Origin of the sequence: Wolbachia endosymbiont (group A) of Philonthus cognatus, from assembly GCF_947251755.1 — a bacterium.
GTDB lineage: Bacteria > Pseudomonadota > Alphaproteobacteria > Rickettsiales > Anaplasmataceae > Wolbachia > Wolbachia pipientis.
Genome location: NZ_OX366388.1, coordinates 451,615 through 468,188, shown reverse-complemented (window position 1 = coordinate 468,188; position 16,574 = coordinate 451,615). Strand labels below are relative to the sequence as shown.

Here is a 16,574-nt window from a genome sequence, read left to right as displayed (position 1 = left end):
CAAATTTAACTCACTAATTTTCTATTTTCAATCCACTTATTAAAATCTTCTTTGCTTACTGCTTCAACAACAATTGGCATAAATCCATGGCCTTGACCACACAATTCGTAGCACTGCCCATAATAAACACCAGGCTTTTTGATATTAAACCACGCCTCATTCAGCCTACCTGGTATCGCATCAATTTTTACACCAAAAGCCGGTACTCCCCAACTGTGTATCACATCTCCTGCTGTAACTTGTAAACGAACGTTAGTATTAACGGGTAAAATGATGTTGTTATCAACAGAGAATAGCTTTAAATCTCCTTCGATAAAGTCTTCTTTTCCCTTAATATAACTATCAAATGACACACCTTGATATTCTGGATATTGGTAGCTCCAATACCATTGATGGCCAATAACTTTTAGTGTTATGTCAGCTTTCGGTATTTCTTCCTGTAGCTTCAGTAATTTAGCGTTTTCAAAGGCTAATATTCCAACAATGATAGTTGGTATAACAAACCAAATAATTTCTAAAGGAACACTATGGGTAGTTTTACTTATGTTTGTTACTTTGCTTTTACGAAAGCGAAACGCTATATAAGCAAGCAGCGCCCACACAAAAAGCATTATTGTAACCATCACAAGCATCACAAACGAATGTGACCTAACTACAGCCTCCATTACTTCAGTTGCAGGAGCAGGAAATCCAAATTGCCAGGAAGTAGGAGCAGAGGCAACAGATATATTTGAGTAAAATATTATCAATAGTGCAAATAACTTCACCATATCTTTTGTTTGTTTGCTATAAAACTAAGTGATATACTGTATAATAGTATATATAAACTTACTATGCAAATAGAGATTAGTGATGGTTAATAATTTTTTAGCATTCAACAAGTATAATAGTACAATACTAATTTGAGGAAAAAAGCATTTACATAAATCTATTGTAAGTAAAAATATTATAATATTTTAAATTAAGTATTTACTTTAAGTAAATTCTATAATAAGTTTAATAGTGTCTGTTACTGCTAATAACCCTCTAGCCTCACACCTAAAAGCAGTAACAGACACTATTAAACTTTATGATAAGTTTATGATTTGCAAGATCAAAATCTTGCAAGTGTCTTTATTTCATTATACATTGCAGTTTGTTAATTAACTTTTAATGCCTATGGTAGCATTTACTGAACCAAAGGTTTGCGTATTATAGAAAATAATTACAAAAAAAACACACTATTTATATACCATACAAACTTTTTTCATTCTGCATAGCTGAGTTACTAGATTCTGTAAACGAAATCTTTAGAGAAGCCAAATGGGCAAAGTTTCATGAAGGTCTTTGGCATCTCTTAGCATAGATCCCTTACTTAACCGTCATACCGCGATTCATTCGCAGTATCTCAAAGCATAGATCCCGCTAACAAGTAGCGGGATGACGGTTGTCAGGGCAGTGTCCCTATGATGTCATTCAAGTAGCTGACACTGGTTCCTTTATGATGGCAGTGCCCCTATGGTGTCATTCCAGTGCTTGACACTGGAATCCAGCCTTTCCATAATCATCAAAACATTGTATTTTAACGTAAAACAGCTATTTTTATGCTCACCAACTTAATAAAATTCCTGGATCCCAGTGGGCTTTGTTGCATCGCTACTTATGAAAGGCTAACTATAGTTAGGATTATAAGCAACCTATTGAAAATCTTGTTTTTTTGCAATCAATCTGATCAAATTTAAGAATAGTAATTTGTTATTTATATTAATAAATTTAATTCTATTGAAAATAGCTAAAGCATTGAAATTCTTGAATTTTAGCCAGATTAGTGAGTGGTAGTGAAATTTCTTTTACTCAAATTTAGGTATTCACTGACCGTTCTTGTTATAAATACCAGAATAATAAGCTACTGATATTCCCTATCTTTTTTATCTTTAATCCATCATAGCTAGCGATGCAACAAAGCCATCCCAGTGTCAAGCACTGGGATGACAAGGTATAAACCTTATCGTCATACCGCCACGAACCGTCATACCGCGATTCATTCGCGGTATCTCTAGATCCCGCTAACACGTAGCGGGATGACGATTGTCGTTTAGCCATAAACATTAAGAAATCTACCAAATAAAAAAAAAGGCAAAAGAAGCCCCGTGGTAGTTGGCTATTTACCATGTACTAAAATATCGGCGTTTTTTTTGACCTTACCCAGAAAAAGTGGAGAGAAAGTTTGGAATGTTTTTCACAAAGAGAATGATGAATCAAAATGCTCAGGAATGCAATAGTTAATAGTGACGTTGTTTGTTATAAAAAATTTCTATATATTCAAATATAGCAGTTTTGATATGCTGTTTAGAGTGCCGAGAGGTGTCTATTGGTAACTCCCTTTTTAGAGAACTGAAGAAGCTTTCCACAACAGAATTGTCGTAACAACAACCTTTATGACTCATCTATGTTTTTTATGGATAAGAGATATTGATAACCTTGCAAAGTATATTGTGAACCTTGATCACTATGTAATAGTAGATTTTTGGCAGGTTTACGCTTGTTAACGGCCATTAATAAAGAGTCCATAACCTATTGTTTATTTATTGAACTGCTCATTAACTACCATGCGTGAATATAGATCGATTATTGTTGCCAAATATAGCCATCCTTCTTTGGTTTTTATATAAGTAATCCCATACTTTATTTGGTTATCGACAATAAAGTTTTGGTCTAATATATTGGGAGCTACTGTCCGTTTGTTGTTTCTTAATTTTAAATTTTCTTCTCAATATAGCCTGAATACCATTTTTCTGCATAATACTTTGCACTGTTTTTAAGTTGCAACTTTTACCCAAAGCCTTTAATTCAGCATGAATTTTAGGAGCTCCATATCTACATTTAGAAGCTTGATATATTTTTTGAATATCTGCTAATAACTCTTTATTTGCTGATTCTCTACTGCTTATTTTCCTTGTAGTCCACTTATAGTAGCCACTAGCAGAAAACCCTACATAATTCCTGCACTTTATAGTGTTTACTATGCTCTTTTATGAAAAAATATTTTACTCTTTTTGACTGGCCAGGGCTTTTTTTAAAATGTCTCTTTCTCTTGTTACTTTTGCTAACTCTTTCTGTAAATCAAATCTCTCTTTGTCATAAGGTGCTACATCTGGAAATGCATTTGCCGCTGACTTTTTTTCGTTATATTTCTTCATCCATTTTCCTAATACACTATCCCTTATTCCTAGATCTCTTGCTACTTTTGCAACTGGTTGACCTACCTTTCTTTGTTCATTTGCCAGCTTAACAGCTTCCAATTTGAATTCTGCCGTATATTCTCTTGCCATTTCTAATCCTCCAAAATTTTATTTTACCCGAAAAAACTCCTTTCTTTCTCTCCACTTTTTCTGGGTAAGGTCACTATTTCTTTTTTACGATCTTTACTTTTATTCTTATTGTTCATATAATATACCCTTCACTAATAATAAATTATTTTTAAATGTTTACTGTTATTTTCTTAGTAGTATTGGCATAAAGCCATAGCTTTTGGGTGAAGTCAAATCAAATTTTCAATTTTTTTTGTTTATTTTTTTATGAAAAGGTAGAAGATATTAATAGCTGCTAATTTCTTTAAACGATGTTGTCGTAGATTCGTATTTTTATACACCAAAAAGGGTATCTTTGATGTCTCCTACAGCTCCAAACTCATAGCATCCATTTGCCGGCCTTTTAAGGCGCTTTATAGAAGGGTTGATAAAAGATGTAAAAAGGACGTCTAAGGTGCGTAGTAGCATTCTAAAGCCATCTATGGGAGAAATTTTTTTCATCAACGCATTCAAAACTTAAAAAAATAAAAAACTTGAACATTTCTTCAGAATTGTGTATAATTATTAATGCTTTTTAAGGTTCTTTCTTATGACTTTTTCTAAGTTTCTTGATCCCAAAAATGATGTATCGTTTAAGCGTATCTTCGGTACTGAAAAAAATAGAGATATCCTTATTCACTTCCTCAATGATATTCTTGGCTTTACTGGTAAAAATGAAATAAAGGATATAGAGTTTTTAAGTACTATTCAAGACCCCGATATCGCCGCTAAAAAGCAAAGTATTGTTGATGTTCTCTGTAGAGATTCTACAGGTGCTCAATACATTTGCGAGATGCAGGTCGCTAAAACTAAAGGCTTTGAAAAACGTGCCCAATACTATGCTGCTAAAGCTTACTCAAGGCAAGCTGATAAAGGTGACCAGTATCATAACCTTAAGGAAATTATCTTCATTGCTATAGCAGATTGTGTACTGTTTCCTAATAAATCTGAGTACAAATCAAAGCATACTATTCGAGATGAAGACACCAATGAGCATGATCTAAAAGATTTCTATTTTATATTTATTGAGTTGCCAAAATTTCCAAAGAATAAGGAAGATCAGTTGGAAAATATAGTTGAAAAATGGGTTTATTTTTTTCGATATGCAGATGAGACTAGTGAAGAAGAGCTGGAAAAAATAATAGGTAGTGATGTAATAATTAAAAAGGCCTATGAAGAGCTAAATAGGTTCAACTGGTCAGAAAAAGAATTTATTGCCTATGAACAGGAAATAAAACGTATTCTTGATGAACAGGCTGTCCTCGCTCAAAAACTTGATGATGCTACTGCAAAAGGTAGAGAAGAAGGTAGAGAAGAAGGCATCCAAATCGGACATGAAAAAGGCAGAAAAGCAGAGAAAATCGAAGTGGCAAAGAACTCACTTAAGGCCGGTGTCTCTATTGATGTTATCGCTCAAATTACCGGCCTTTCGATAGATGAAATTCAAAAATTAAGGAATTAATACTTTACCTTGACCTCTAGCTTGAGTTAAATGACATTGAACAGAAGTATTATTTAGATAACTTTTAGGCTCCAAGCTTATTTGTTGTTCTTTTACGTCACTCACTTCTAATCTGCTTAACATTTGTTGCATTAATTGATTTATTACTGGGTCTATTCTTCTATTAAATTCAGCCATAAACTTATCAAACTTTTTCGGACTTAATCTACCGGGATCTCCGGGTTCTCTACCAGGCAATGCTTCCTCTGCGTATGATTTTAAAATCCCTGAAATTTCATTAAATTCACCACTCCTAATTTTTTCATTAATCTTCTCAAATAATTTCTCAAAATTAATATCTAAGCGGTGCATTTTTATACCACCTTTCGATTCAGCTTGCTTCTCTAATACTTCCTTGAACGACTTTATAATATCCGATGTGTAAAAAAGAGCCTTTACAGGATTAACATCAGAAAACTTAGGAAGAGGACACTTTTTATCTAGAAAAGCTTGTAACAAGAAAAACATCAAGCTAGCATTATTACTCGCACAAACTTCACGACTAAATTGGCTAGTATATTGGATATTTGGGTTTCTTACTGTATCAGAATGATTGGAGCTACTTCCTGCTGTACCAGAACGGCTAGAGCTATTTTCTGAAAATGAAGGCAACGCAGCCCTTAAAGGGGAAGAGATAAACTGAAAAACACCTTTAACAGCATCTATCCATGAAGACGGCTTACTTGCTCCGCTTGTAGCTCCTATTTTGTTATAGCCTATTTCGTCACTTTGCGATGAATTGTCTGATGCATTATCATAAGATAGATCACACTTAGCTTCTTTTGTAATACTATATTGTACATCACGCTTCTTGCGAGTAGATCCACAATCCTCAATTTTCCATTGACATGGACTATCTTTGCCCCTGGCCTCCAAGTAAATACTCTCCTTCTATCCCTATCATGGCTAAGATAATCACTAGCAGGATATAAATACTCATTAAAATAAGTGCTTTTTATATATATGTTGTTACCTTCAGGTTCAAATTTCCATTGACATGAACTATCTTTGCCCCCTGGCCTCCAAGTAAATACTCTCCTTCTATCCCTATCATGGCTAAGACCATTACCAGCAGGATATAAATACTCATTAAAATAAGTGCTTTTTATATATATGTTGTTACCTTCAGGTTCAAATTTCCATTGACATGAACTATCTTTGCCCCCTGGCCTCCAAGTAAATACTCTCCTTCTATCCCTATCATGGCTAAGATAATCACTAGCAGGATATAAATACTCATTACTATAGTAAGAGGTTGTCCGGAAACAAGTAAACTTAGGCATATTCCCTCCGTAACATAACCCTACTCATAGCCAGATATATGAAACTTTCAGTAGATGTTGTAAGTAAATCGTACTCTTTTGATAGTCTTCTATTCCTATTGATCCAAGCAAAAGTCCTTTCTACCACCCACCTTCTCGGCTGTACTAAAAATCCAGGATCCCGTTGTGGCAATAGTTCTAGTGGTGTATCTTTATGCACCCAAAACCTACATGGAGGCCTTTTCACAATTTCAATATCTATGCCATATTCTTCCTCTATATGGGTTTTTAAATCTTTTCCTTGGTACCCCATATCAGCCCACATTTTTTTTACTTTAGTATATTTTGTTCTCATATTGTTTAATGCTATTTTAATACCATCTCTATCATTTTCATTAGCAGCTCCTACGTAACAACTTAGTATAAAACCCTGAGTATCTGTAATTATATGTCTTTTTCTCCCCTTTACCTTTTTCGCACCATCATAACCTTTGACCCCCCTTTTTCCGTGGTTTTTACCGACTGACTGTCCACTATGCATGCGCTCGGCTCTTCATTTCTTCCCATTTTTGACCTACTATATTTAGTGATATCATAGTTCATTTTCTCAAAAATCCTCTGTTTCTTCCATTGCCTAAACTGCTCATATACAGTCTTCCATAGCGGAAAATCATTTGGTAAATACCGCCATTGGCACCCTGTACGCAATACATAGAAAATTCCCTCTAACATTTTTCTTTTACTATATTTTGGCGGTCTTCCTCCTTTTTTGTATGATACTCTGAAGTACTTCTCTATTTGTGCCCATTCCCTTTCACTTAGATCTGTTGGATACTTTTTTCTCATCTTTACCCCATACTAAAATTTCAAATATCATAGCCTTTTACCTGTTTCCGGACAACCTCTGAAAGAAAACGCTCAGAAAAAATAAATGGCCTGTAATTGTATCCGTTCAGAGGTGTGGCAAGGATAAAAAACAATTGACATAATATATTAAAGTAGTAATAACACAAAATGTTGATAGTAAGGTAAGGCTAGATGCTTCGATTGTTGATCAGTATTGTAGAGTTATGTAAAAACTTAGAGCAGAAAGTAGCAAAGCTTGAAGAAAAAAATAAAATCTTAGAAATAGAGAATGCTGAACTAAGAGAGAGACTTGGCTTAAACTCAAGGAATTCATCTTTACCAAGTTCAAAAGAGCTGTACAAAATAAAAAAAGACATACCAGAAGATAAGTCAGAGGGCAGCAGGAAGATAGGTGGTCAAGTTGGGCATAAGGGAAATTGCCGAGCTAAAATGGAAGCAGATGAGGTGGTGAAGGTAGAGTTACCAAATAGATGCGAGTGTGGTGAAGAAATCTCAATATCGGAAAAACCATATGTCTATCAAAAAGTTGATTTACCAAAAATTAAGCCTTACGTAGTTGAGTATCAATTAGAACATGGGCGCTGTCGTAAATGCGGAAAAAGAAGGAGTAGCAAATTACCAGAAGGAGTTACACCTGATACCTTTGGTTCTAGAGTTAAGTCAGTAGTTGCAGCACTAAGTGGGTTTTATAAGAATTCAAAGCGAGAAATAGCGAATATTATGAAAGACATCTTTAACATGAGTATAAGTGTTGGTAGTGTGTCCAATAGTGAAGCAAGGGTTTCGTCAAAATGTAAAGAAGCCTATGAACAAATAGAGGAAGAAATAAAAGCAAGCGAAATTTTGCATATTGATGAAACCAGTCACTACAACAAAGGCAAATTGGGATGGTGCTGGATGTTTGCCAACAATAAAGCAAGTCTTATGAAGTTAGCAGATACAAGAGGAATGAAATTTTTAAAGAATAGTGCATTTTGTGATTACAAAAACCTGGTAATTACCGACAGATATGCAGTTTACAACCACTTCAGTGATGAAAAACGACAAATTTGTTGGGCTCACTTATTGAGAAATTTCGAGAGGCTATCTCATAGTTGGAATGGTGAAGTAATGAGACTTGGCCATTGTTTAAAAGACGCAGCTAATGGATTGTTTGTATTAAAAAACGCTTTGTCAGAAAATGAAATTAGTATTTCAAAGTTCACTAAGCAAGCTAAAGAATTACGAAGATACATACAGTACTGCATGATAAAAATATCTTATATACTTGAAGCAAAAGGAGCTTCAAGAACGGTAAAGGGTATTATAAAATCCGAGCCAATGATGTGGACATTTTTGGATGACCCAGGGAATATTCCATTAACGAATAACCATGTTGAGCGACAGATACGGCATTATGTTGTCTATCGTAAGAATTCATATTTTGCACAGTCAGAGCGAGGGAATAGATTTCTTGAGCGGATAATTTCGTTGTATCTAACTTGGAAACAAAAGGAATTGTAACCGTTCACGGAATATTCCCAATTAGGCAGGAATAGCGACTAAATTCTGTAGTTTCTGGACAGGATTCTGATCATTCAAACGTGCAGTCAAAAATATCGAAAGCATTCTTTCAATGAACTTTTCTCCACGTTCTGACCAAGTGAAAAAACTATTTTTACGATAAATGACGTACCGTCTAGCCTGACGTTCTGCAAGGTTATTGGTTGTCTCGATCAGATCAGGATTGCGCACGAATCTCCACATCATATCTTCAGAACGTAGTATATTGGCAGCCATTCTCGAGGCCTGAGTTCCTTTTGCAACCCTTGTTATCTCTCGCAAAAAATGTTTCACCCTTTTTCGAATCTTCCTCATTAACCGGAAAAATCTTAAATTGTCTATCAGGTTTTGTTTACGTGCTCTATCTACCACAAATACCCTGTTGCTCAGCGATTTTAATGCTGCGCCAATTCTGCTCACTTCAACATTTTTACTGTAAAAAAACCTTTCAAAGTCCCTTGCTAAATGGGCCCAGCATATCTGTCTGTTTTCACGATTAAAGTAATTATACGCAGCATACCTATCGCTTATAACTATTCCATCATACTCTGGCAATAGCCCTTTTAATATCTTCTTTCCGCGAGATCCAACTAACTTCATAAGTGTTGCTGTTTTATTCGTTACTACCCAACTCCAACCTTTCTTTCCCTGGTTCCTATGGCTTGTTTCATCTATATGTAAATACTTGCTTTTCCGTAGCTCTTCTCTTATTTTTTCGTATTCAGATATACATTTTTCTGATACTCTACCCTCGGTCTTTGATACCAAACCTAGGCTTATATTCAGATTAAATATGCTGCTCAAAATTTGCTGTACTTCCCTTTTTGAATTGATAAAAAATCCACTAAAACTGCTAATTACTGCTTTTGCATTAGCTCCTAAAAGATCCCTTGTCACACCTTCAGGCAGACTAGCTGAGATCCTTTTCTTACACGCCTTACAGTAGCCTTTTTGTAGCCTATATTCAGTCACTATCGGTTTAATTTTTGGCAATTCAACCTTTTGATGCACAGTTTCTTCTTCTAAAATAACTTGGCTTCCACACATGCAAATTGTATCAATTGAACATTTTACCACCTCATCTGCTACCATCAATTCCCGCTTGTGCGCTTCATGTCCTGGCTGCCCGCCTGGTTTTTTATCGCTCTTCTTTTTTGTCTTTTTGCGATATACATCTTGCGATGGTGGCAGCGATGAATTTTTTGAATTTAAACCCAGCTTATCCTCTAGCTCAATTATTTTTGTCCTTAACTTATCATTCTCTGCTTTCAGAGTACCAACTTCTGACTCCAATACCACAATCTTTTCTTGTAGCACCTCTATCATCAACCCCTCATCTATCTAGTTTATTGTTTTTTATACTAATTATGCAATTTTTGTAAACTACTTTCTTATACCGTGAATGGACAAAGTTGATAAGCCTAAACGCCATCATGTCTTTAGGAGAGTCTGCTAATGAAGGCTCTTAAGTTGACGCCATTGCGTGAACGGTTACAAGGAATTAAAACCTTTTCAAAACCTGCTAGCTGTTGTTTCTTAAACCACACCTCTGAACGGATACCATATGCAGTAATTTTAGCCTTGTTATTCACTAACAATTGTGCAATATCTATAGCTGGGCTATTTCTTACATCATCAGTACCAGACTTAAAAGTTAGCCCCCATATTGCTATTTTTTTATTTTGGACTCCATTTAATACATATTCTACCTTTTTAGCAATGTTTGTTATATGATTATAGTTAGATTCCTTAACTGAATTTAAAATTTGTAGCTTAACATTGTGGTCTTCAGCAAGCCTTATTAAAGCTGACAAATCTTTAGGAAAACATGATCCTCCAAATCCTGGACCAGCTTTGAGAAATTCCTTACCTATTCTATGGTCCATTCCCATACTGTTAGCTAAAAGTTCAATGTCTGCTCCTAATAGCTCACATAAACCTGCCATCTCATTGATAAAAGCAACCTTTGTTGCTAGAAAAGCATTAGAAGCATATTTAATCATTTCAGCAGTAACTGTATCAGTGACTATTAACGGAATATTCTTATCTATAAATGATTTATATATAACTTCTAGTTTTGCCCTAGCTAGCCTAGTTTTTACTCCTATTATTATCCTATCTGGGTATAAAAAATCTGATACTGCAGAGCCTTGCTTGAGAAACTCTGGATTAACCCCCAAATCAAAGTTATAGCCCTTATTAGATAAATAATTATATATATTTTCTGCAGTACCAGGAGGAACAGTTGACTTTATCACTATTAAGCAATCTTGATTAACTCTCTCAGAAACTTCACTTACTGCATTATATACATTCTTTAAATTTGCATTTCCTAGGGAGTCTGATGGAGTATCTACAGTTATAAATACTACTTCTGTATTGGGATTTATTTGAAAATACGAATCGAGAAATCTTATCCTTTGTGACTTTATATTATTCTCTAAATAATCTGCTAATCCAGGTTCATATAGAGGAATTTTCCCTGATTTCAAAAGTTCAATCTTCTCAGTATTTATGTCAATGCAATCAACTTTATGGCCCTGCTCAGATAACATTGTACCAGATACTAATCCTACATACCCTACTCCTATAATAGTTATGTGCATTACCTTAAAAATATAGCTTAGCATCTAAAATAAATACCATTAACAATTATAAACTTTTGTTGTTACATTATTTTTCTTAATTGCCTTACCTTCCGAATAAGCTATAAATAAGGTTGATGGTATTAATATCAAAGTACCATATAAAGCACTTTTATCAGGTAATTCATTAAATATAACGTATGTTACTATTGCAGAAATTATTAGCTCTATGTATCTATACGGTGCAAGCGCAGTAGCATCAGTAAGAGCAAAAGCTTTTAACATGAAGAACAGAATTAGGTTTGAACTTATTCCTAAAATCAGCAGTAATACTAACTCCAACAAGGAAGGCATATGCCAATAAAATAACAAAGATGGAGTGGAAAAAATAGTTGTTGTTAGAGCTGAGTAAAATAATATACTTATTATTGTCTCCTTCATTACAAGCTTCTTATTAAGTACATCTAGTGTAGCGAAGATTAATGCGGATACAATAAAAATAAGAATTTTAGGATTAAAGTTCTCGCTATAAGCTTTAGTAGTAATAGCAATACCAATAAAACCAATGACAGCTACTACCCATCTTTGCCAAATTATATTTTCTTCCAGAAAAGGAATTGCAAGAAGCATAACAAATAATGGTATTGAGAAACCTATAATTGTTGCAGTTACTATTGGGCAAATAGTCAACCCATAGGTCCATAAGGTCATTCCACAAAACAACAATCCACCCCTGGTTATTTGAGTAGATATTTGACTTGTTTTACAAACTCCTATTCCATAGTAAAATATAAAAGGTATAAGAGTAATAGTGCTAAATAAAAAACGGAAAAAGATTATCTCAAAACTTTGAAGGTGTAAACCGAGACACTTTGATATAGTATCATTAACTACACTACTAAGTAAACTGAGTATAAACCAGGTAACTCCAAGCAAATAAGCTCTTAGTCTGTGATCCATAAAACTCCCAATTTAATATTTTATGAGATAACTTTACTGTACAAAAGATCAATAATAGAAAAGGTTTCTTCTATCTACTGTTTAACCATATTCATAAATATTTAGTAGAAATAATTTGAGAAGTGTTATATAAAATGCAGCTTTATTGCATAATTTTAATAAACAGAAATGCTAACTGATTTTTTTGTAATATATGATAATACTTGCGAATACTATCACATTATCAGGAAAAGTAATCGGGAGTACTGACGGCTGTGGCGATTTTACCAACTAGCTCCTCTGCTAGCATTAGCAATATGTGTTTTCAGCATCAATTTTAAAAGCATTAAATTTGAAGTTTATCAAACAACACGAATTAGCAGCAAAACTTTATGAAAATGCTTCAGTTGAGTCAGCTAAACAAGGATTTAGAATGGTTAATATATTGACTATTTTTACTTGTATCTTAAACACAATTCAATTTTCACAATCACCCAACTCATCGGCAGTTAGGCCACTTGCTCGCAAAATAACATCAGTAGAAACACCCGCCTTCACTAGATTTTTCGCAACCTTGATCTTTTCTGTTTTTTTAACTTTCTCTTTGCTATTCTTCATATCCCTAGATAAAAATTTCTTCACTAATTCTTGCTCTTCAGTTTTTCTTAGTAAATTAAGTAGTTCACTATCTTCATTTGTTTTAGGCAGCAGAGCTTTAATATTCACTGATAATGCTCTTGCTATTTCATATAATTTGTCAAATGATATGGCAGTGTATCCTATTTCATACTCGTGTATTTCCTTGAGTGTTAAACCAACTTTGTTTGCTAAATCTTTCTGAGTATACCTTTTTATCAATCTCCATTCTCTTATTCTTTGCCCTATTCTGTAGTATATAGAATCAGTGCAGACTTCTTTCTCTGTATTATCATACTCGTAAATAGATAAGCCGGTTGCTTGGGAAATTATGTCAACTGAAACCCCTTCTTTCACTAGATTTTTTGCTATTTCCAACCTTGCCTCTTCTTGATTAATTTTTTCGCTAATATGAACAAACCTGACTAATGAAGGTACTATTTTGCCTAACTTTTGATTCTCGTATATTTTCGTTAGATAGAGTATTTCCTCGTCTTCATAGCTGTCTTCCCTTACTATTACTGGTTCAGGTAATAAATCTACAACGTCAACTGATAATACTCTTGCTATTATATATAGTACTTCAATTGGAATAGGAATATACCCATCTTCATAGCTGTTTACTTCTTGGTATGTTAAACCTATTTGACTTGCTAATCCTATTTGAGTATGCCCTCGCATTAACCTACAATTTTCTATTCTTTGCCCTATTCCGTAACTAACATTGCTTGCAGAAACAAACATTTATCCTCCATTTAAGAAAAAAACTTTATTGCTATAATTTTTTTACGAGCTATCCATCTAAAACCATATCAATAGATAAACCTACCGCTTGCAAAATAGTATCAATAGAAATTCCCCCTTTTACTAGATCCTTTGCAACTTTAATCCTTTCTATCTCTCTCACTTTCTCCTCACAAATACGTATCCCTTCAAACAAAGATTTTATTAGTGCATGACGTAGTTCTTGGCTCTCAATTTCTTTGTATTCTTTAATCAAATTCGGTAGCTCATTTTCCACTTTACTACCTTCATCTTCCTCTGTTAGTAGATCTGTAATACTAATCGATAATGTTTCTGCTATCTCATATAATTTTCCCAGTGGAGTAGCTACGCGTCCTTGTTCATAGTTGCTTATTTCGTCACGTGTTGTACTCATTTTCTCCGCTAAATCCTTTTGAGTATACTCTCTCACTAGTCTCCATTCCTTTATCTTTTTGCCTATTTGGTAGTAGATAGAACCAACTTTTTCTTCAACACATTCATCAGCAGACAGACCAATTGTTTTTGCAACAATATCAACAGAAACTCCTGCTTTAACCAGACTCTTTGCAATTTTTATTTTTTCCGATTTTCTACTACTTTTCTCACTAACTTGGACAAATTTGGTTAGCAAACAAAACATCTTACGTAACTCCTGATCGTTAATCTTTTTATATTCTCTTACTAGATTTAATATTTCTTCTTCATCTTCAAGACAGCTTTTTGATACAGGAATAAGATCCGTAATACTGATTGATAGTGCCTCAGTTATAGCATACAACCTTTCAATTGGAACTCTACGATTCCCTTTCTCATATTGCAATATCACCCAGTATTTTACACCAATTTTCTCTGCTAAATCTTTCTGAGTGTACCCTCGCTCTAACCTCCAGCTTTTTAATTTTTCTCCCACTTTATAATCTAGACTTTTTTCCACAAAAAGAACCTTGCATATAATATTTTCTATTATAGCTCAAAGGCTCCAGATATAATAGCCAGACTCTGGAACCTTTAAATTAAAGTGCCCTACAAGTTTCTTTACTATTTTCACGTACTTTGTCTGCCCATGAAAACAATTTTTCACTTGGGCTATCAACCTCCTTCATAAGCTGCTTGCTATTCCATATGCCACACCTCATAAAACTTCCCTTTTCTACTGCTTCTTTAAGTTTTACTCCAGCAAAAAGACAATTTTTTCCTATTTCTTCTCCTCTTTGTTGTAGTTCAGCCCACATTTCCTTGTTTTCTATTCTGACTTGTACTTGATCATATTTTTTTACATCGTGGTACAATATAATATTTAGCTTACCAATGCTTGTAGGAAATTCTAACATGATAGAGCTGCCATCTGAAATATCGGTATAGTTTCTTATACCTCCCTTCTCACTTTTAACTTCAACTGCATCATTACCAAATTTTAAGATATTACTTCCTAACTTTCTGTTTGCTTCCAGTATTTTGGCTACCTCTACCTTACTATTCCCAGAAAATTCTATATACGATGTTGTATTATCTATCTCAACATCTATTAATTCTCCTTCTTGCACAGCATTTTCGCCAGCTTCCTCTAGCTCTTCTAGTTGCTTATCTATCTGTGGCTGAACTTCTGGCTGTAGCTCATTATAGATTTCACCTATCAGTTTATTCTGCAGTAGAGTATCATGAAACTCTGCACCACTTAGCATTAATTTACGTATTAGCTTTTTACGATCAGCCTTATCAAATTTATGAAAATGTGTGCCCAGTATCACATATTCCGCGAAGCTCCATTCTCCATCATTACATGCATTTAGCCTTGCTCCAGAAGCTAGTACTTTGTCTATAACTTTGTGCAATTCATTTACGTTTTTTGCCTCTACCACAGCACTCTTAAACCAGCTCAACTTTTCGCTTTCGCTTATACTTGGCTTTATTTTTTGCAAAGCTGAAGCAAATGGATTTAACCCTTCTGGATAATCTGCTTGATTACTCAAAGGTTTTGTGCCATAAATATAGTCAAATCCTTTCCCATAGTTGATTTGGTTTTCGCGAACTTCTCTACCAGGGAAAGGTACTACTTCTTTATCTCCAAGCTTTTTAGCATTATTAATTTTGCTCACAAAGGTAGGCTGCTGGCTAGTACGACCAATTCCTACAATAGCATTTAACATCTCACCTTTTGATAATCTATCAAGATCAACGTTTAACTCGTAAACACCCCCCTCTTTATCACTAAAAGGTACAATTATTTTATTATTCATATTAGCCTCCGCTATTAAATATACTTTCTAAGTGTATAGTTATTATACACTGTATTACTTATTATAAATTATAGTGAGTAGATTTGCAAATACTTTCTGCTATAACAATCCACTTTCTCTAAAACTAAAATAGCCCCCACTTGTAATGATAATATGATCAAATAATCTAACGCTTACAGTACTACATGCTGCTGCTAAGCTCTTTGTTACTTCTTGATCTTCTTCTGAAGGTTCTAAACTTCCCCCAGGGTGGTTGTGTGACATTATTACTAATGTTGCATTCTTTATTAATGCTTTTCTTATAATTTCCTTTATGTATACTGGTGCTTTTTCCATTTCACCAATATAGGATTCTTCTCCGATTAATTGGCGCCTTTTATTCAAGTACAGTATTTTTACACATTCCCTTTCTGAGTGTCCTATACTTACGTTTAAGTACTCTACTAGCCCTTGTAAGTCCATTATTGGCTCACTTTTGAGCTTTTCTCTCAGTACCCTTTCTAGTGTTTCCTTAACACACATAATCATTGCTACTGCAGAATCAGTTACTCCTTCTATAACTTTCAGGTCATCCATTTCTCGTCCTAAAATCCTTCCTACTCCCGTATAGCTATTCACCAAATTTTTAGCAATTTCTTGAGCTTGTGGCCTTTCATGCACTGCACTTAGAAATGTTTCCATTATTTCACGATCAAGTAGTGCTTTGCCTTTGCTTTCTAATATTCTGAATTCGATTTCTTCTTTACTTTTATTCATATAATTTACCTTTCACTAACAACAAACTTTTTTTATATATTTACTGCTGTTTTTTATCAGCATTGGCATAAAGCCATAGCTTTTCAGTGAAGTCAAATCAATTTCTCAATCTTTTTTACTTATTTTTTCATGAATAGGTAAAAATATTAATAATT

At 34.2% G+C, this 16,574-nt stretch carries 14 protein-coding genes and 1 pseudogene; 2 read left to right on the top strand and 13 right to left on the bottom strand.

Annotation, left to right across the window (positions count from 1 at the left end):
* Positions 1-5 precede the first annotated feature (5 nt).
* The 3 genes and pseudogenes from coxB to OPR21_RS08725 form a co-directional block, all read right to left on the bottom strand.
* Positions 6-770: a cytochrome c oxidase subunit II gene (gene coxB / locus OPR21_RS02330; RefSeq protein ID WP_010962498.1), complete on the bottom strand. Its 765-nt coding sequence runs from the start codon at positions 768-770 to the stop codon at positions 6-8.
* Positions 771-1,863: 1,093 nt separating this feature from the next.
* The gene (locus OPR21_RS02325) at positions 1,864-2,082 is read right to left on the bottom strand and encodes a hypothetical protein (protein WP_265030117.1); all 219 of its coding nucleotides are present in this window, start codon (positions 2,080-2,082) and stop codon (positions 1,864-1,866) included.
* A 136-nt stretch (positions 2,083-2,218) separates the two neighbouring features.
* A pseudogene (locus tag OPR21_RS08725) lies at positions 2,219-3,311 on the bottom strand (IS3 family transposase).
* Between the two features lie 568 nt (positions 3,312-3,879).
* Between OPR21_RS08725 and OPR21_RS02315 the strand changes: the two are divergent.
* Complete coding sequence (locus OPR21_RS02315; RefSeq protein WP_253303146.1) at positions 3,880-4,791, top strand: Rpn family recombination-promoting nuclease/putative transposase; 912 nt, start codon at positions 3,880-3,882, stop codon at positions 4,789-4,791.
* On the opposite strand, the gene OPR21_RS02310 is transcribed toward OPR21_RS02315, so the two are convergent.
* From OPR21_RS02310 to OPR21_RS02300, 3 genes are all read right to left on the bottom strand, one after another.
* Positions 4,780-5,619, bottom strand: a complete 840-nt coding sequence (locus OPR21_RS02310) for a hypothetical protein (RefSeq protein ID WP_265017885.1) — start codon at positions 5,617-5,619, stop codon at positions 4,780-4,782. The genes OPR21_RS02315 and OPR21_RS02310 overlap by 12 nt on opposite strands.
* Positions 5,547-6,113: an RICIN domain-containing protein gene (locus OPR21_RS02305; RefSeq protein ID WP_265030116.1), complete on the bottom strand. Its 567-nt coding sequence runs from the start codon at positions 6,111-6,113 to the stop codon at positions 5,547-5,549. The genes OPR21_RS02310 and OPR21_RS02305 overlap by 73 nt, the downstream gene beginning before the upstream one ends.
* Positions 6,106-6,938, bottom strand: a protein-coding gene (locus tag OPR21_RS02300) for an IS5 family transposase (RefSeq protein WP_265029708.1) whose coding sequence is annotated in 2 segments (ribosomal slippage) — positions 6,106-6,572 and positions 6,572-6,938 — 834 coding nt in all. Because the reading frame shifts where the segments join, the coding sequence is not laid out codon by codon here. The genes OPR21_RS02305 and OPR21_RS02300 overlap by 8 nt, the downstream gene beginning before the upstream one ends.
* 204 nt (positions 6,939-7,142) lie before the next feature.
* Between OPR21_RS02300 and tnpC (OPR21_RS02295) the strand changes: the two genes are divergently transcribed.
* Complete coding sequence (gene tnpC / locus OPR21_RS02295) at positions 7,143-8,462, top strand: IS66 family transposase (protein ID WP_265030295.1); 1,320 nt, start codon at positions 7,143-7,145, stop codon at positions 8,460-8,462.
* A gap of 21 nt (positions 8,463-8,483) precedes the next feature.
* On the opposite strand, the gene tnpC (OPR21_RS02290) is transcribed toward tnpC (OPR21_RS02295), so the two are convergent.
* The 7 genes from tnpC (OPR21_RS02290) to OPR21_RS02260 all read right to left on the bottom strand — a co-directional run bounded on the left by tnpC (OPR21_RS02290) (position 8,484) and on the right by OPR21_RS02260 (position 16,419).
* Positions 8,484-9,827, bottom strand: a complete 1,344-nt coding sequence (gene tnpC / locus OPR21_RS02290) for an IS66 family transposase (protein WP_265022247.1) — start codon at positions 9,825-9,827, stop codon at positions 8,484-8,486.
* 113 nt (positions 9,828-9,940) lie between these two features.
* Positions 9,941-11,107, bottom strand: coding sequence for a UDP-glucose dehydrogenase family protein (locus tag OPR21_RS02285; RefSeq protein WP_265030115.1), 1,167 nt, complete (start codon positions 11,105-11,107; stop codon positions 9,941-9,943).
* Between the two features lie 39 nt (positions 11,108-11,146).
* Positions 11,147-12,046: a DMT family transporter gene (locus tag OPR21_RS02280; protein WP_265030114.1), complete on the bottom strand. Its 900-nt coding sequence runs from the start codon at positions 12,044-12,046 to the stop codon at positions 11,147-11,149.
* A gap of 456 nt (positions 12,047-12,502) precedes the next feature.
* Positions 12,503-13,405 carry a WO male-killing family protein Wmk gene (wmk, locus tag OPR21_RS02275; RefSeq protein WP_265030113.1) on the bottom strand — a complete coding sequence of 301 codons (903 nt, stop codon included), beginning with the start codon at positions 13,403-13,405 and terminating at the stop codon, positions 12,503-12,505.
* Positions 13,406-13,454: 49 nt separating this feature from the next.
* Positions 13,455-14,360 (bottom strand): WO male-killing family protein Wmk, encoded by a 906-nt coding sequence (wmk, locus tag OPR21_RS02270; protein ID WP_019236554.1) that lies wholly within the window; start codon positions 14,358-14,360, stop codon positions 13,455-13,457.
* Positions 14,361-14,439: 79 nt separating this feature from the next.
* On the bottom strand, positions 14,440-15,663 hold the full coding sequence (locus OPR21_RS02265) for a hypothetical protein (RefSeq protein WP_265030112.1): 1,224 nt from the start codon (positions 15,661-15,663) through the stop codon (positions 14,440-14,442).
* A 99-nt stretch (positions 15,664-15,762) separates the two neighbouring features.
* Entirely contained in the window at positions 15,763-16,419 is a 657-nt protein-coding gene (locus tag OPR21_RS02260) for a JAB domain-containing protein (protein WP_265030111.1), read from the bottom strand.
* Between the last annotated feature and the right edge of the window lie 155 nt (positions 16,420-16,574).